Annotated in this window: 28 protein-coding genes; 25 read left to right on the top strand and 3 right to left on the bottom strand. The window is 37.8% G+C overall.

All coding sequences use genetic code 11. The features are described from left to right. Positions 1-45: 45 nt before the first annotated feature. Positions 46-660, bottom strand: coding sequence for a helix-turn-helix domain-containing protein (locus I2484_RS04150; RefSeq protein WP_207149776.1), 615 nt, complete (start codon positions 658-660; stop codon positions 46-48). A gap of 163 nt (positions 661-823) precedes the next feature. On the opposite strand from I2484_RS04150, the gene I2484_RS04145 reads away from it, so the two are divergent. The 12 genes from I2484_RS04145 to I2484_RS04095 all read left to right on the top strand — a co-directional run bounded on the left by I2484_RS04145 (position 824) and on the right by I2484_RS04095 (position 6,112). Further along, positions 824-1,063: a helix-turn-helix transcriptional regulator gene (locus I2484_RS04145; RefSeq protein ID WP_207149775.1), complete on the top strand. Its 240-nt coding sequence runs from the start codon at positions 824-826 to the stop codon at positions 1,061-1,063. 22 nt (positions 1,064-1,085) lie between these two features. Beyond that, complete coding sequence (locus I2484_RS04140; protein WP_207149774.1) at positions 1,086-1,265, top strand: hypothetical protein; 180 nt, start codon at positions 1,086-1,088, stop codon at positions 1,263-1,265. A gap of 121 nt (positions 1,266-1,386) precedes the next feature. Next, positions 1,387-1,755 (top strand): hypothetical protein, encoded by a 369-nt coding sequence (locus tag I2484_RS04135; RefSeq protein ID WP_207149773.1) that lies wholly within the window; start codon positions 1,387-1,389, stop codon positions 1,753-1,755. After that, complete coding sequence (locus I2484_RS04130; protein WP_207149772.1) at positions 1,752-2,420, top strand: Rha family transcriptional regulator; 669 nt, start codon at positions 1,752-1,754, stop codon at positions 2,418-2,420. Before I2484_RS04135 ends, I2484_RS04130 begins: the two co-directional genes overlap by 4 nt. Positions 2,421-2,444: 24 nt before the next feature. Beyond that, entirely contained in the window at positions 2,445-3,089 is a 645-nt protein-coding gene (locus I2484_RS04125) for a beta clamp domain-containing protein (RefSeq protein WP_207149771.1), read from the top strand. 119 nt (positions 3,090-3,208) lie between these two features. Continuing rightward, positions 3,209-4,126 (top strand): phage replisome organizer N-terminal domain-containing protein, encoded by a 918-nt coding sequence (locus tag I2484_RS04120; RefSeq protein WP_207149770.1) that lies wholly within the window; start codon positions 3,209-3,211, stop codon positions 4,124-4,126. Next, the gene (locus tag I2484_RS21355; RefSeq protein ID WP_255551095.1) at positions 4,011-4,934 is read left to right on the top strand and encodes an ATP-binding protein; all 924 of its coding nucleotides are present in this window, start codon (positions 4,011-4,013) and stop codon (positions 4,932-4,934) included. Before I2484_RS04120 ends, I2484_RS21355 begins: the two co-directional genes overlap by 116 nt. Before the next feature lie 24 nt (positions 4,935-4,958). Further along, the gene (locus tag I2484_RS04115) at positions 4,959-5,111 is read left to right on the top strand and encodes a hypothetical protein (RefSeq protein WP_207149769.1); all 153 of its coding nucleotides are present in this window, start codon (positions 4,959-4,961) and stop codon (positions 5,109-5,111) included. Continuing rightward, positions 5,108-5,251: a hypothetical protein gene (locus tag I2484_RS04110; RefSeq protein WP_207149768.1), complete on the top strand. Its 144-nt coding sequence runs from the start codon at positions 5,108-5,110 to the stop codon at positions 5,249-5,251. Before I2484_RS04115 ends, I2484_RS04110 begins: the two co-directional genes overlap by 4 nt. Positions 5,252-5,288: 37 nt before the next feature. Next, the gene (locus I2484_RS04105; RefSeq protein ID WP_207149767.1) at positions 5,289-5,456 is read left to right on the top strand and encodes a hypothetical protein; all 168 of its coding nucleotides are present in this window, start codon (positions 5,289-5,291) and stop codon (positions 5,454-5,456) included. A 207-nt stretch (positions 5,457-5,663) separates the two neighbouring features. Next, positions 5,664-5,873 (top strand): hypothetical protein, encoded by a 210-nt coding sequence (locus I2484_RS04100; RefSeq protein WP_207149766.1) that lies wholly within the window; start codon positions 5,664-5,666, stop codon positions 5,871-5,873. Between the two features lie 68 nt (positions 5,874-5,941). After that, positions 5,942-6,112 carry a hypothetical protein gene (locus I2484_RS04095; RefSeq protein ID WP_207149765.1) on the top strand — a complete coding sequence of 57 codons (171 nt, stop codon included), beginning with the start codon at positions 5,942-5,944 and terminating at the stop codon, positions 6,110-6,112. Here the strand turns inward: I2484_RS04095 and I2484_RS04090 are convergent. After that, positions 6,107-6,913, bottom strand: a complete 807-nt coding sequence (locus tag I2484_RS04090) for a DUF4393 domain-containing protein (RefSeq protein ID WP_207149764.1) — start codon at positions 6,911-6,913, stop codon at positions 6,107-6,109. The genes I2484_RS04095 and I2484_RS04090 overlap by 6 nt on opposite strands. Positions 6,914-7,039: 126 nt before the next feature. On the opposite strand from I2484_RS04090, the gene I2484_RS04085 reads away from it, so the two are divergent. Next, positions 7,040-7,231: a hypothetical protein gene (locus I2484_RS04085; RefSeq protein WP_207149763.1), complete on the top strand. Its 192-nt coding sequence runs from the start codon at positions 7,040-7,042 to the stop codon at positions 7,229-7,231. A 132-nt stretch (positions 7,232-7,363) separates the two neighbouring features. Here the strand turns inward: I2484_RS04085 and I2484_RS04080 are convergent, their stop codons facing one another. Beyond that, entirely contained in the window at positions 7,364-7,579 is a 216-nt protein-coding gene (locus I2484_RS04080) for a DUF3892 domain-containing protein (protein WP_207149762.1), read from the bottom strand. Between the two features lie 313 nt (positions 7,580-7,892). On the opposite strand from I2484_RS04080, the gene I2484_RS04075 reads away from it, so the two are divergent. The 12 genes from I2484_RS04075 (at position 7,893) to I2484_RS04020 (ending at position 16,136) form a co-directional block, all read left to right on the top strand. Then, positions 7,893-8,024 (top strand): BH0509 family protein, encoded by a 132-nt coding sequence (locus tag I2484_RS04075; RefSeq protein ID WP_207149761.1) that lies wholly within the window; start codon positions 7,893-7,895, stop codon positions 8,022-8,024. 4 nt (positions 8,025-8,028) lie between these two features. Further along, the gene (locus I2484_RS04070) at positions 8,029-8,229 is read left to right on the top strand and encodes an XtrA/YqaO family protein (protein ID WP_207149760.1); all 201 of its coding nucleotides are present in this window, start codon (positions 8,029-8,031) and stop codon (positions 8,227-8,229) included. Between the two features lie 139 nt (positions 8,230-8,368). After that, complete coding sequence (locus I2484_RS04065; RefSeq protein ID WP_346014152.1) at positions 8,369-8,815, top strand: ArpU family phage packaging/lysis transcriptional regulator; 447 nt, start codon at positions 8,369-8,371, stop codon at positions 8,813-8,815. Beyond that, positions 8,812-9,354 carry a site-specific integrase gene (locus I2484_RS04060; protein WP_207149758.1) on the top strand — a complete coding sequence of 181 codons (543 nt, stop codon included), beginning with the start codon at positions 8,812-8,814 and terminating at the stop codon, positions 9,352-9,354. The genes I2484_RS04065 and I2484_RS04060 overlap by 4 nt, the downstream gene beginning before the upstream one ends. A gap of 162 nt (positions 9,355-9,516) precedes the next feature. Then, positions 9,517-9,816, top strand: a complete 300-nt coding sequence (locus I2484_RS04055) for a hypothetical protein (protein WP_207149757.1) — start codon at positions 9,517-9,519, stop codon at positions 9,814-9,816. A 76-nt stretch (positions 9,817-9,892) separates the two neighbouring features. Further along, positions 9,893-11,155 (top strand): hypothetical protein, encoded by a 1,263-nt coding sequence (locus I2484_RS04050; protein WP_207149756.1) that lies wholly within the window; start codon positions 9,893-9,895, stop codon positions 11,153-11,155. 382 nt (positions 11,156-11,537) lie between these two features. Next, positions 11,538-12,467 (top strand): hypothetical protein, encoded by a 930-nt coding sequence (locus tag I2484_RS04045; protein ID WP_207149755.1) that lies wholly within the window; start codon positions 11,538-11,540, stop codon positions 12,465-12,467. 5 nt (positions 12,468-12,472) lie between these two features. After that, positions 12,473-13,048, top strand: a complete 576-nt coding sequence (locus I2484_RS04040; protein WP_207149754.1) for a hypothetical protein — start codon at positions 12,473-12,475, stop codon at positions 13,046-13,048. Between the two features lie 419 nt (positions 13,049-13,467). Then, a complete protein-coding gene (locus I2484_RS04035; protein WP_207149753.1) occupies positions 13,468-13,641 on the top strand; it encodes a hypothetical protein in 174 nt (57 codons plus the stop codon). Positions 13,642-13,720: 79 nt separating this feature from the next. Beyond that, entirely contained in the window at positions 13,721-14,041 is a 321-nt protein-coding gene (locus tag I2484_RS04030) for an HNH endonuclease (RefSeq protein ID WP_255551065.1), read from the top strand. 147 nt (positions 14,042-14,188) lie between these two features. Next, positions 14,189-14,497 (top strand): P27 family phage terminase small subunit, encoded by a 309-nt coding sequence (locus I2484_RS04025; protein ID WP_207149752.1) that lies wholly within the window; start codon positions 14,189-14,191, stop codon positions 14,495-14,497. Further along, positions 14,478-16,136, top strand: coding sequence for a terminase TerL endonuclease subunit (locus tag I2484_RS04020; RefSeq protein ID WP_255551063.1), 1,659 nt, complete (start codon positions 14,478-14,480; stop codon positions 16,134-16,136). The genes I2484_RS04025 and I2484_RS04020 overlap by 20 nt, the downstream gene beginning before the upstream one ends. Positions 16,137-16,142: the final 6 nt, after the last annotated feature.

Raw genomic sequence — 16,142 nt, 5'->3', positions numbered from 1 at the left:
CGAATGAGGAACTGCTCTTTTCTTTTTAATTGCAACCGGTTGGAATTAAAGTGTTTGTTCGGACCTAATCGCTTTTCCAATTATTCTTACTGGATTTTCTCTTGTAACAACGATTGGTTCGTGTGATGGATTATCTGGCATCAATATAATTATGCCATTTTGCTTTTTAACTCTCTTCAGTGTGGCATAAGCATTTAGATTAAATGTTACAGCTGCTATTTCGCCATTTTCCACTTCTTCTTGAATTCGTATCAATACCATTGAGCCATTTGGTATCGTCGGATGCATCGAATCACCTTTCGCTTGAAGATATACTAAATCTCCTGCTGGAAGGTTTTCTTCTAATACTGTGCGGTAATCTTCATAATTCGCTTCCACAAGGATAGGGTCACCGCAAGCGATCTCACCAAGTACCGGAATACGAACAGTTCGTTGCGATACCTCTATTATGTTGGATAACCCATCCTTTAAATCAAAGAAATGAGTAACTGGTACCTCAAACAACTCTGACATCATTACAATTTTATCCATCATTGGCTTATTAGCATTGCGCTCCCAAGCTGAAACAGCAGTAGGAGCAAGGTTTAGTATCTTCGCAAGTTCCACTTGTGTTAACTGTTTATTTTTTCTAAGCGTCCTAATCTTTTGACCTACACTCAAACTTTAGCACCTCCTTTGTTTTATTGTACAGTAATACTGTAGAAAGGTACAGTATTTATGAAACTTTATAATCATTTATTGTTTATTCTACATATTATCTGTACTTTCGACTTGAAACTACATTTAATCTGTAGTAATATTCAATACAAGGAGGTGAGCGGGAATGAAATACACTTTAGAACAAGCAAGAATCCTTACGGGCTTAACTCAAATTGAGATGGCTAAATGTATGAGGATGTCTGAGAAAACGTACATTCAATACGAAAAATATCGTCGGGTATTCCGGATGGATCAAGGTTATAGATTTGCGCAAAATGTAAATGTTTCATTTGATAGCATCATTTTTTTTGCAGGTCAACTACAGAATTTCTGTAGTCCAGAAGAACATTGTGCCACTTTATAAATATTGCGAGGGGCTGTCTGTCGTGGTTATACCAAAGGATTTAATTAAGATGAATGCTTATCTACCAGTTAAATTGGCTGAGCTAGCAGTGGACAAACCGGAAATAGCGCTTGGCATATTAAGAGCTTGGGGAGAAGGTACGAAGCCGTTACGCGTGTTGTGGGCGGAAGTAAACGAAGCACTGGAAGTATTGAGCGCTTAGAAAGGATGTGATTCTCAATGTCCATCAAGATAAAAGCTTGGAACAATCTATCACTGGAGCAGAAATTGGTACTACTGTACTTTGCTTCACGAAAGTAATCAAAATGAGAGGTGGAAATGAAATGAATAATATCAAAGGGTTGAGTGGGAAAAAACGTGCTGAGGTTGCTGCATTATCATTATATGAAATTTCAACACTGGTGCAGCAACTAGAATCAATCTTGGATGATTCTGAACGGGATGTAATCGGTGTCAGTGTGAACGCAAACAAATCACACGTGCATTTGGAATCTATCACTTTTTTAATAGAATTCATGGAGTTCGATATTGAAGTTGATGATAGCCCTGATTATCCTTACGAATTAAAAGCGGAAATCGGTGGAGTGGAATTCATTGCAGTGATGTCAGTTGCCGAAATCGCCGATTTAAAAACAACCATTCCAGACCAGTGGGAGTATATTCAGCGGAAAGTGCAGGTGGTTGAGGGATGAATGAATTAAAAGTGGTATCTATTCATGGTCAACTAGTCGCCGATAGTCGAGATGTCGCTGAAATGGTAGATAAAAGACACGACCATTTACTTGCTGATATTAGGAAGTATTTAGAAATCCTTCAGCCCCGAGATTACGGGACTGAGAAATTCTTTGTTGAAAGCACATATTACGATGTCAGGAATCAACTACGCCCCTGCTTTTTACTCACTCGGGCCGGGTGCGATATGGTCGCAAACAAGATGACTGGCGAAAAAGGTGTCCTTTTTACCGCTGCATATGTGAGTCGCTTCGGAGAAATGGAGAAAACATTAAATGCGCCTAAGATTTTAAGCGCTGCTGAACAATTAAAAGCATCGATGCGATTAAGCCTAGAAACTTCTGAGGAGTTGGAACAGGTGAAAGAAGATGTCTCCGAAATTCGAAGCATGGTCGAAAATAAAATAACTTTAGATCATGGGGAACAACGGAGATTGCAGAGAGCGGTTGGCGCAAGAATATATGCAGTTGAAAAAGATTTAGATGCTCGAAAACGCTTGTTTAGTGAATTATATCGCGAAATTAAAGACCGTTTCGGTGTCACTTCGTACAAAGACGTTAAGCATCAAGATCTCCAGTCAGCTATTTACTACGTAGATGCTTGGATTCCGAAACAAATTTCATAAAAAAGAATTGAAGGAGGAATTTTCATGGGGAAAGTTAGCAGTTTAGAATTCGTTCATGGCGATTTATACGGGGTGGCAATGGATGTCGTTAAGAAATGGGTGAGCACACAACATAGTCGTCCCGTCTTGCTTTTTGCACAACATACAGTTGCCGGCGATATCGTGGCTACAGACAGTCACAGATTGATTCACATCAGAAATATTCATGGGTTTAAAGAAGAGTTCTTAGTAGACCCTAAAAACTTTACTTTCGCAAAAGGACATTACCCGGATACGGATAAATTAAGCGGTCTCGAAGAATACACAGAATCTATTGTTTTGTCGAAAGAGCACATTAAATTGTGGTTGCAGTTGTTCAGGTCGATGAATCAAACGATGCGAATTATGAAGGAACGTAGGGGTATCGCGAAAATGTGTTTTAAAGAAAATCACGTTGAAATCGAGTTGTCTGTCCACAAATTCATTATTCAATTACCACACGAGGTTTATCAAAAGCCGGACATGGAGGCTACTTCATTCCAGGTTGAATACATGAGGGACGCACTGGAAGCACACGCGAAGCTAAATTCAGAGCAATTAACATTCCACTTCCGTGGTCCGGTGAAACCGATAATCATGGACGATGACAAAGCGGTACGGACATTGATCCTTCCTGTTAGGACTTATTGACGTGAAAAATTGAAAAAACCCGCTGTTAGAGCAGCGAGTTTGGTGGGGCTCTTTAAATATACTTACTATCACTTTATATAAGAGCACCTAGTAATGCAAGTCGGAAAGGAGTTCCTAATTTGAGTGAAATCACATGGATTAAATTGAAAACAGATATGTTTGATAATGAAAAAATCAAATTAATTGAAGCATTACCCGATGCCGACACATTGATTGTCATTTGGGTAAAGCTACTAACTCATGCAGGACGTGCGAATGCAGGAGGTTACATCATGTTGACAGAGAATATTCCTATGAATACAGAGGAAATGGCTACTATTTTCAATCGTCCATTGAACACTGTTCGGTTAGCGATTTCCACATTTGAACGCTACGGCATGATTTATAAAGATGATGGAAAAGTAAAGATTAGCAATTGGGAATCACATCAGAATATAGAGGGTATGGAACGTGCGAAACTTCTTAATGCAGAGCGAAATCGCAAGTTCAGGGAACGCAAGAAAAACGAAAACCTTCTATTGAGTAATAGCGATGACGTTAGCGTGACGTCACATGACTCTACAGAACTAGAATTAGAACTAGATATAGAACTAGATATAGAACTAGAGAAAGAAAGAGAAGAAGAGAAAAAGAAAGTAATTGTCGCTGACGCTCCTTCTCTTCCTTTCGAAGAAATTATTAGTTATCTGAACGAGAGAGCAAAAACAAGTTACAGAGCATCCGGAAAGAAGACGCAAGGACTTATCAAAGCTCGCTTGAATGAAGGTTTCACAGTTGATGACTTTCAGAAGGTTATCGACATTAAAACATCCCAGTGGCTTACTGATTCAAAGATGTCGGGTTATCTTCGACCAGAAACTTTATTTGGCACAAAATTCGAATCCTACTTAAATGAAAAAGGAGGGACAAGCAGTGAAGCCTCTGAGCGAAGTGATCCAAAGCATGATGAAAGACAATCCCGTATTAGCGAAACGAATGAACGACGTAAGAGAATCGCTGGCATCCAATCCGATCGAGATAATGACGATCCCGTCTGAACTATGTCCGTATAAGAAATGTGACGGAAAAGGATGGTTGTGGTTTAAAGATTGGTCTCGTCTAAACAAGAAGGATGAACAAGACGAGGAAGGCAACTGGATAAAAGGAGAATGGTTAGCCCATTGTGATTGCTATGAACAACTGGTAAAGCAACGTGAGGTTGATAAAAAGTTAGACTTGTCCGGCATTCCTCCGATATTTAGTGACGCAACAGTAAGGTCCTATGATGTTAATAAATTTAAGTCGAAAGAAAATCAAGGAATAGCGGCGATGGCGAAAAAAGCAGCTGGAAATTACGTTACTAACTACGAAGCTATGAAAAAGCAAGGAAAGGGCTTGTATCTGTATAGCAAAGTCAAGGGGTCCGGTAAGACAAGGCTGGCATCCAGTATCGCAAATGCACTTGTGAAAACGTATGGAATTGATATCGCCTTTATTAAGTCAGGCGATTTAATCACTCAAATTCATAATACTATGAACAAAACATCGGAAACGACAAGAAGTGACATCATCAAAACTTTCCGTAACGTTGAATTGTTAGTAATTGATGATTTGGCAATAAAGGAAGCAACCGTTTTTGATGAAGGTATATTTTACGACATTACCGATTTTCGGCTAGAACATAGGAAACCGACAATCTTTACGTCAAACGTGACAATTGACGAGTTGGAAAGGATTTATCCGGGCGGTCGTGTTAATAAGCGTATCAAAAAAATGGCACTGGAAATATACATGCCGGAAGAACCTGTGCGTGACGATGAAGCGGATAGCGAAAATGCGGAATTGGAAAAATTGCTGTTCCGATAATACTACTACTGGGAGGCAATAAATATGCCTAATTGGATTCAAGGGCCAGGACTTTACCTCGTCCAATCAACTAAACCTTATGACGCGGACAAGCTAAAACGCGAAATGAACGAACTTGAAGTGAAAATCCGAATGGCAGAACGCTATTGGGCAAATCGAAAGGGGCAAACGGTATGAAACGAGTAGAAAAGAAATACATCATCGACCAATTGGTTGCGTTGAAGGTCTCTAGTGGACGGAATGGTGAGTCGTTGTATGAAATGGACTATTACTCATTGCGTAGTCTACTAGCGGTTAAACGCGCAGTGAACGAATGAATACCAGTGATTATTCGCTTTAAAAGGAGCGTGTACTATGAGATGCCCTAATTGCAAATCAAAAGAAATTATGGAAGTCCACAATCAAGTGGAAGGCAACGAACAGCTTGAAATTAAAGCGTGTTACGAATGTAGTTGCTATTTCCCGATATTTATCTTACCCGAAGTGAATTACGAACGTAACTGGCAGGAAGAACGATGCTAGGCAATGTCAGGATGACGACTAAACGGAAATGAGGGAGGGCAATGAACGATAAACCGTATCGACTCTTGACACGCTTGGAAGGGATCCAAAGGGCATGGCTGTATGATCAATTCGGGAACGCGGAATTGACTTGGATGAAAAAACGGGGATGGAAGGTGGTTACGAAATGAGTGATGAACACCAGCCTAAACAGGGGAGGGTGATGGAATGGTTTACGGGGTCCCTAAATGTGAATGCGGAACGGAATTGACCTATGCGGAATTCAGATTGCAAGAACGGATTTATAAAATAAAAAGTGATGGTACGCCTTTTAAAAAGCCGTTAAGAATCTTTGACGGAGATTCACAACATTCCAGTTTGTATTGTCAGAAGTGCGGTAATTCGTATTCGATTGATAGTTATTCCGCGGTGAATTGATTTTGTAGTGATGCGTTGAAACAAACTGCGAAGTTATTGGAGGTGACAGGATGGAAACAATTAACTAGATGACTGTAATAGTAAGCGTTATTTTTTCTACCATTACAGTCATAATTATTACTCATCGATTGTTTGATAACTTTATGGATGAACTAGAAAAAACGGACGAGCATTTTATACGAGAAATTGAACAAGTTAAAATTGAAACGTTACGTGCAATAAAAAACATCCGCTCATAGGCAGGTAAATATAAAATCCTTGCCTAACGGAGTTACTTCAACTGTGCCTTTTTCAATCCTAGTACTGACATGCTCGAGATTAATTACATCGCGTAACAGTTCGGCGTTCTCGGAAAACTCATCGGAATCAATCATTTTGGAGATTTTATCCAATAATTCATGACTATCAAAGTCTTTGTATAATTCTTCGTCAAGAAAACCCTTTGAATACTCAATATTGATAAGACCTAATCGCTGTAAATTTATCAATGAACTCGCAATAGCATCTGAATCGTTACAGTCTTGGTTGTGTATAAAGACATGGGGATGAAATATAACATTTCCATTAAACCCTATGTTAATTCCATAGTTTACAATGGGTAGCTTATTTCTATGTTGGAAGACTTTTAAGTTACTAGCATCTAATGGAGAAAGTTGCTTTATAATCTCGACAAAAGCATGATGCGCCCGTGAACTTTTCCTATTATCCATTGAAGAAGAAATGATTTTAGAAAACATCTTTCGAAGTACTTCCTCTTCAATATAATACTGAGCTGAATTTAATGCGGGACCAACAATACTCAGAGGTGGTTCAATTAAGTTTTCTTCTGGTATAGCAGATATTTCTTGTACCAACTCATTTTGATATACGTCTAAAAAAGTCTTATTTTTGGCACGTTTTTTATCAGCAAATAACTGCATTCTCCCAAATGCGAGATACCAAATATCGTTAAGTGTTTTGATTGGCTCACTGTCTCCCTTAGTAGCGAAACTTGTAATTAATGAAGTGCCGATTGCTGTTCCGATTGTAATTGGATCCATAATTTCATCCCCTTTTTGGATAGTATACCAGAGTTTGAAAAAGTAATATCATAGCTGCGCATTTCGACCAAACTGAGTCACGGGTGACACAAAATATGTGGTAGAAAGGAGAAAGGAGAAAGGAGAATGGAAATGGAAGTACAGTTTTCAAACATGGAGTATATTATTTATTGCCACAACGAAGCAATAGCGAAAGAAGTTTTCGATTTCCTCATGAGTAGAGGTTATCCAGTAGGTATGTCCGGCTCTCAAATTGAAACTGGAACGCATGGTGAGCAAGCTGTAAAACGCATTGATGTCTATAAAAAGAAGAATTAGTAGTACGCAGTTCGACCATACGGCGTGACTAATTAAATCAAAATAAACCAATCTACATGGAGAAAAATGCGAGATTTCATGTGAAGCAGGGTTACGGATATTGAAAATATTATTGCTACCCCAATACGTATTTTAGTCTAAGTTATTTTTCTTATTACCATCAGGGTTGGATTTAATGATATTTCTACCACTGACTTTTGCAACGTGGTAATCAGGATATTCACCCTTATTGATTCGTTTTGCGAGATCTCCTCTGGTTATTACTTCCTTTGTTTTAGTATCCAAGAAGTGAGTATTTAAACCGGTTTCATTTTCACTCTTAACAACAAGCCTTGGTTTTTCTGTCATGTAATCACCTCATTCGTACGGGGTAGCAATAAACAAAAAGCCCGGTCAGAGACCGAGCAGTTTTGCGGCTATGGAGCCTACCGCGACGAGAATGTTAATCGCGCGCGGGTCAACTTTTACTGTAATAGTAATGTTGATTTGCATATTAATCACTTTCTGCGACCCGTGATTATTTGGGTTGATTAGGTCCATAGGGTCTACTCTATATCCACCTTTATTATAATCTGAAAATATTAAATTATCAATCCCATTCGTTCGACATAAATCGACATCAAGAATAATAAAACAGCTATCATGAGGGATGGGAATATTAATGACTGAGGACCAACGCAGTTCGATGATTGAGTGGCTGCTAATGTGGACGATGTGGAATCGGGAAGCGTTAGAAAAAATGGATGATGATAAACTAGAAAAAGAATATGAGCGAAATTGGGGAAAGAGGTGAGTTAATGCATGTTGATATCGTAGATTATACGCATAAAACGAATGAATTTGCCGATCTCGAAACGGGTAAAGTGAAAATCATCGTGCTTGACGGAGTGAGCGGAACTATTAAGCTTATACAGCTCCCACAGCACGGCGAGACCACGATTCAAACTGCGAAAGGTAAAGCACATAAAGTGAAATTAGTCGGAGAATATCTAATATAGTCATGTTACATAAAAACATGGTATGATGAATGTAACAGAATAAGTCCAAGACCGGAAAGCCTGAGGACGTCGAACGATACGCAATTACTGCGTGTCGTTTGGCGTCCTTTTTATTTTATCTAAAAGGGAGGAAATGTATATGCAAATGCAATTCATTTTACCGGAGATTGACCGTAAATCGACAAGGGAAACCGTGGAATCGTTGCTGGAAAAATACAGAATGTACCTACTCCAAACAAATTTAGATAGACTACCATCCATTACAGCCGCTTACACACTAGTTCTTAATACAGGTGGGCTACCAGGTTCATCGACAGAATCAGCAGCTATTGCAAATGTGGACTATGAACGTGAACGGAATCGATTTATCGATTGGTTTGCACGTGCAGTAAATCGGTTACCAAGGGATGAGCGGGCAATAATTGTGCAACGTTATTTAGAAGCGGAGGAATTGTATGATTATCAAACGTACGCCGAGCTGAATATGTCTGAACGTAATTATTTCCGTTTGAAATCACGCGCTTTCTACAAATTGGCCTTTGCTCTCAAAGTGGAAGTATATAAGGAGGAGGTGCCAGTACAATGAAATTCGTTGAACCAATTCGGGATATCGAAAAAATTGAAGAAATGAAAAGTTATCTAAAAAGAACGAACGCGCGTAATCACATGTTGTTTGTCTTTGGAATTTACTCGACATTGCGGATTTCTGATATGCTACCAATCAAGAAAAAAGACGTCTTAGGTGAAAGACTATTATTGGTCGAAAAGAAAACCTTGAAGAAAAAAGAAATCCTTATCAGCCCTAAATTGCGTAAAGAGCTCAAACCCTTTATAGCGGACCTGGACGATGAGGATTATTTATTTAAGTCTAGAAAAGGCGTGAATAAACCTATCAGCAGGACGACAGCCTATCGTGTTATTCGTGCAGCGGGCGAAGAGTGCGGATTAAGTCGCATAGGGACACACTCAATGCGGAAGACGTTTGGATACCATTTCTATGAACGGACGAAGAATATAGCGCTCTTACAAGAGTTATATAGTCACTCATCAGAAGAGGTAACAAAGCGATATATAGGGATAAATCAAGATATTATGGATAAGGCAATCAGAAACTTTGATTACTGATCCATTCTTTTTTAGACTATATGGCACATAAATATGCCTATGTTACATTGATAATCAAAAAAGCACTTAGAGCCTTAAAGAATAAGGGATTACAGGAAATGCCGAACGCAACAGTCTATGTATTATAGTACATCCAAAGGAGAGTAAAGGGAGGATATGGAAATGACCATCGATGAAGCTAAAAAGGAAATTGAAGCGTTGACTAATTACATTAAGAGGGTTGAGGAATATGTACCAGAAACGTTTGAGGGAACAGCCATCAAGCTATATGTAGAGTTGGAGAGTGTTACAAAGGCTGCGGTTGAACTGAATGAAAAGGGATATAAGGTGGGTGAACGAAAAATAATCAGTAAAGATGTATCGGATTTGATACGTTCGAAGCCTGTAGATGAAATGCATGAGATGGCCCAGAAGATGTTCAAAAGGAATTCCCGAAGATCTACTGGTCGTGGATGGTTATAAAACTTAGTTGTCTGTAGTTTAGGTGGAATTGTAAAAGTATAGTATTATTGTTGTAATTAAAAAGGGAGGGTTTAATATGAGATTACCAATCGAGGATTGGATAGAAGATTTACAGTCACTTAATATAGAAAATAAAAATCTATTTGAGGAAAGTATTACTTGTTATAAAGCATCAGCATATAAAGCGGCATTACTATTTTCTTTTTTAGGCTTTCAACAAATTATTAAAGAAAGAATTTTGAATGCAGAAAGACCTGATTATTACCAAGAGCAAGTTTGGGAAAGTATAAAGAGAGATTTGAGGAAAGAGGAAGCCTGGGACACAGCAGTCAATGAGGCTATTAAGAAGAGAGATGACAATAAAAAAATATTTAATATTTCAGATGATATACGGCAACAAGCTATTTATTGGAGATATCGAAGAAATGACTGCGCGCATTCTAAACCAAACATCATTAAAGCTTCACACGTTGAAGCTTTTTGGTTTTTTCTAATTTCTAATTTGACAAAATTTGTTGTGGAAGGTAGTAAGGATTCGTTAACAAAAAAAATAAAGAGACATTTTGATTTGAATTACACTAGAGACGATGCCGATTTTATGTATTTAATTAGGGAGATTCCAAGTGCCATTCAAGAGGATAGCATTGATGAGTTTATTACTGAACTAAATAGTATGTTTGCAAAGAGTAGTTTTATATATCCAGCTGATGAAGGAAGGGCAATGGCATTTTTGAATGAAATAATAAACTTGAACACAGTTATTAGTAGAAAATTAATCGAATTCATTAAAGGATATGAACAATTAGAACTTTATTTCCTTGCAGAGTATCCGGAAAAGGTTTCTACATTCTATCATTCTGACACTACCGGAATAAGAAATTTATGGAGAGTTAAGTTAAACAAAAGCACTCCCGGAAAACTTAGTATATTCACGAGTTTGATATTGAATGGATACTTGGGAACAGAAAAAGAGGAAGCTATAATACATTTCATTAATAATAATACTGATGCTATCCCTACAGAAATTGAGTGTGGGCATTTACTTCGGCATGGATATTTTAGAATGTACGAATCTTTAATTTATGCGGATGAAAGTCCTCTATTAAATGATTTTAACTTTGGTAACGGTTCCATTAAATCTATAATAGGACATTTAGATATTATAGATTTAAGTGATAATATAGTGCAATCTATCCAAAGAATCTTTCAAGCGTCTCCATTTCCAAATAAGCTTAGGATTGCTTTAAATAAATATTTCAGTGAAAACTCGACAAAAAAAAGTGAATATATTGCAATTTGTCTTAGACTCGGAATAGACCCTCTTGAAAATATTATATAAGCTTAAAATAATATGGCAGTATTTTGGCAGGATTATGGCAGAGCATTTGGTGATAGACGTGCGATAATTGTATTGTGAGATGAAAAGAAAACAGGCGACTACAGCCATTGGAGCCTTTCTCGATACTCACTCATTTCCCCTCTTATATACACACTCAAGTATGCTGCTAACGCGGTCAATTGTGCGGGTGTATTTTATCAGATATAACCGGTGAGTTTTTTAGTCCCCTTTAAAACTTGCCGGTTATTTTTGTTTGATATTGTCGAAAAAATGATATAATATTAACGGAACTAGTGTTCTTTTTAGTCCATTTGATATACCTAGTCCCCTAGTTAATGTATGATAGAGTCAGTAAATTCATACAGTTAAAGGGGAAATTAAAATGGTGACAAAAACAAAGAATTTTTACGCATATGAACTAGAATTTACTAGGATTGTAAAAGTTAAAGGAAAAGATGAGTACCAGTATTTTTTGGATTATGAATCTTTAAAAGAAATTTTTATGAGATGTATGGTTGAAGATTTAGCAGATATTAAGCAAAATTATGGATCTAATTGGTTTCTTGCTGTAGAGGACGTAACTGAATTTCAGGTCGGCGAAAAAAAGGAAATCTACCTTGCGGGCCGGTTTGTGACAGGTGAATACGGTCGAGTTGGAGATCTAAGAAATGTGGATACAATGAAAACTAGAAAGAATAATAAGAAAAAAAGAGAAGGAGAAGATAAGCATGTCTATTTCGCTTTGAGGAAAAAGGATGGACTATTGCTATTGCAAGGAGATGTAAAAGTTAATAGGAATAGGGTTTCTGAGTATTTAAATATAATTGGGGAAAACCTAATGAAAAGGAAAAATTACTTTAGCCTTGGAATATCCACTCTCCTAAAGAAAGATTTTATTGATGAGATTTCAGCTATAAATGTAACTAGTCTCGAAGTCGAGATAGCTGCAGAAAAAGATGCTGGATATGAAAATGAAATAATCTCAGCTGCAAGAAAATCGGCAAGAGAATTCGAAGCAAACTATGTGAAAATAGAATGGCTAGCCAAGTATAAAAGAGATAAGCTCGGAGGATTGAACCAATTTGTGGAGAACATAGTACCACGCGGGTCGATTAAACCAATAAAAGGAATAAACAACATCAAGGTCAGGGGGAAGGACGGGGATGAATTTAAAACGATATACATCAGTAAATTATCGGAAAAGCATGAACTTACTATGAAGTTTGATGATAATAACAACGCATTAAAAGACGATACCTATTCAGCGCTTTCAGATCTAATCTTAAAAAGAGAAATTTTAGGGAGGGTATAAATTTTGTGAAAAGTTTACGGAAATTTTGGGAAGCTAATAATTTTCCGTTTTCGATGTTTTGGGGATATAATAAAGCGGCGACAAAATCTGAGAAAATAGTCGACATTGGTGTACCTTCTTTGCTAGCGATTGCTATAGCATACTACTTGTTTCGCAAGGAACTTATGCTGGGTGAGATTATAACAAACTTGATCAGCCTAAACAATACGGCATTAACCTTCTTGTCAATTCTTGCTGGATTTAGTATTGCCAGTATTTCAGTTTTAGCTACATCTAATTCTGAAATAATCAGGATGTTAAGAGACGAGCAAAGTGATCAATTACCAGAATCAAAGAAGTTTGATGTAATGATGATCTTTTTCTGCGCATCAATAGTATTTCAGTTCTTTTCTATTTTTATAAGTTTGCTATCGATTATAATACTCCCTGTAATAGGTATAAATGAATGTGTTAAAGCTAGTATTTACACAATTACTATGCTAAGTGTTTGGTATTTTATACTTATGATTACAATCACCATATCCATAAGGAATCTCAAAGTATTGTACTATGTGTTAATATCTGATAAAAAACAGGAATGAAGCACCTCTCACTGAGGTGTTTTTTCTATTACATAAAAGGTGGTGGTAATAGCCTCATGACAAACAAACCAATATCCAAAGGGTTTGCTGCAGGAATGTAAGAAGCGACACCAATTAAAATGCCAATTGATTCAGAAGAAGATGAATAGTTAATGATGAAAAGTCTACTCAATCGAGTGGGCTTTTTTTATATGCATTTACATTGAATAGTGCGCATCAAAATACCGTCGATTGAGTAGCAATTGCTAACTCAGTATCTAAGGTGTGATGCGTGCTATTGATTGTAAATAATAAACCTATATAAAAGGTGGTGGTCCTTCTTGCTAACTGATTCAAAAATATCTAACACAAGAAAGGATGCGTGATTCTATCTCGGTTAGCTACTCCGTTATGTAGCTACATCAATTGGAGGGATGAAGATGGTAAAAGCAGATTCACCACAAGAGAACACCGAGGTAATTACATTAACCGAATCGACAGAAGCTGAACTAATTGCAGAATACGAACGCCGTGGGTGGAGCGTCACTATCACTAAGGTTGCTGTTGGTTGCTGTGGTGTAGGTAAGAAACTAATCATGACGTGGATGACATGATAGTAGTCGGATTGATAATGACCGTGTGTGTGACAATCCCGCTTCTTCTACTATATTGGGCAATCAATAGGTACACAAAATGATTACGGACAAACGTGAAACTGAATTAATTAACTTCATTCGACAGGACAAACTCATGAAGTTTTATAAGTCGAAAGAGTGGTTTGCGGTCCGTGAACAGGCAAGACGTCGTGACAACTATGAGTGCCAGGTGTGCAAAAGTAAAGGGCGATACAAGCGAGTCCAAAACGTTCATCATTTAAAAGAGGTCAAGACTCATCCACATTTGTCGTTAAAACTAAACAACTTACAAAGCCTGTGCATCCCTTGTCACAACGATGCGCACGAACGATTGAAAGATGTGGTGGAAAAGAAATTCATGAACGTAGAACGATGGTGACTCGTCACAACATACCCCCCGGGTCAAAAGTTTTAACTTTTACTTGGAGGGACCTTCAACGAGTGGAGGTCAAGAAAAAATATATTTTTGGGATTCCTCACGTGTAAAAGAAAGTAAATAAATGGAAGTTAAAAAGGGGGGAGGAAATTGAGTAACGAAGTATCGGTTTTGCGTAATAAAATCAAAAAAGGATTACTTGAACAATTGAATATTGACGGAGTATCCGGAGATCATTTTGTGGATTTGGTGGACAAATATTTAATTATGTGGGATATGGCCAAAGCGCTTGAAGATGATTTTAAAAGTAATGGTGCTAAAACAATGACAAGTACAGGACTTAAAATTAATCCGTCCATTCCGGAATATGCAAAAACGAATAATCAAATGTTGAGGTTGATTTCGGAATTGGGACTGAAACCGGTAAGACAAGTAGCTGATGAAGATGATCCATACTGATTTAAAATACAACAAATATATCCATGGTTATTTCTCGGCTGTTGGTCGTGGGGAAATAATCGTGAGCGAAGATGTCTATAAATTAATCGAACTCGTTAAAAGTAAGTTGAACCAAGACGACATTACAATTAATCATTTCGCTGTAGAAGAGGCGATTGAATCCATCGAAAAGTATTTTCCATTCGAGCTTTTCAAATGGCAAAAATTCGTCATTGCTTGCATGTTCGGATTATTTTACACGGACGGATCATTAGTATTTAATGAATTCCTTTTATACATGGGACGTGGCGCAGGAAAGAACGCATTTCTAGCAGGTCTTGCGTTTCATTTTATCGGCAAGCAAGAAATTCGAGGATACAACGTAGACATTGTGGCAACGTCTGAGCGTCAAGCGAAAACCTCGTTCAACGATTTGAAAGATGTACTTGAAGATTATTGGGGTATTTTCCGCAAGCATTTCCGCAAGACGATGCAGCTTATTCGGCATTACAAGAATAAAGCAGAAGTCAGTTACTACACGAATAACGCAAAAACGAAAGATGGATTTCGTCCAGGCGTTGTGGTGTTCGATGAAATTCATGCATACGAAACGGAAGACAATATCAAAGTATTTACTTCTGGTCTCGGTAAAGTACCCCGTCCTCGAAGAATCTATCTGACTACTGATGGTAATGTACGTGACGGTTTTCTTGATCAGATGAAAGAAGAAGCTGAACGTGTGCTGAACGGCGAATTACCAAACTCTCGAATGTTCCCGTTTATTTGTCGGTTAGATGATTCCGAGGAAGTTCATGATTCGAGAATGTGGGAAAAAGCTAATCCATCCATCGAACATATGCCGGATTTGAAACTGGAAATGGTGCTTGAATATGATCGAATGAAAGAGCGGCCGTCTGCACGGATTGAATTTATGACAAAGCGTATGAACATCCCATCTCAACTGTCACAGGATGGCGTTGCAGATTGGGACAAGATTGTCGCGACGAATCAACCGTTTCCCGATTTCAAGGGTGCTGATTGCATCGGTGGTATTGACTATGCGGATACACGCGACTTTGTGGGTGTCGGATTGCTATTTAAAAAGGATGGTAAGCGGTACTGGAAAGGTCACACGTTTATTAATCACCGCTCCTTGCAGCTAACAAATTTTAAAATAGACATTGAATTAGCTGTGGAAAAAGGGCTCGTTACGATCATCTATGAGGAAACGAATAAGGCTGAAATTATCGCAGCATGGTTTGTGGAGCAATCTAAATTGTACAATATCAAAAAGATTACTAGTGACTTATATCGTATTAATCATTTGCGCGAAGTGTTTGAGGAATTTGGATTCAGGTTAGAAATAGCGCGAAGTGGAACTAAGACACATACGCAATTACAACCGATCATTGAGGAAATGTTTTCCTACAAAAATATTGTATTCGGCGATGACATGATGATGCGCTGGTATGTCAATAACACCTACGCCAAACCAGATGGCAAAGGAAATATTTCATATGAAAAAATTGAGCCGAAGACACGTAAGACGGACGGCTTTTTCGCGTTTCTTCATGCATTGCAATTTGATTTGGAACTGAGAGAATCGCAAACGCTAACACCCGAAAATGTTGCTAAGATATTCAAATCATACAGTTTTTAAAGGGGG

Origin of the sequence: Sporosarcina sp. E16_8, assembly GCF_017347095.1 — a bacterium.
Taxonomy (GTDB): domain Bacteria; phylum Bacillota; class Bacilli; order Bacillales_A; family Planococcaceae; genus Sporosarcina.
The sequence above is the reverse complement of the archived record's forward strand: the minus strand, read 5'-3'. Positions and strand labels throughout refer to the sequence as shown.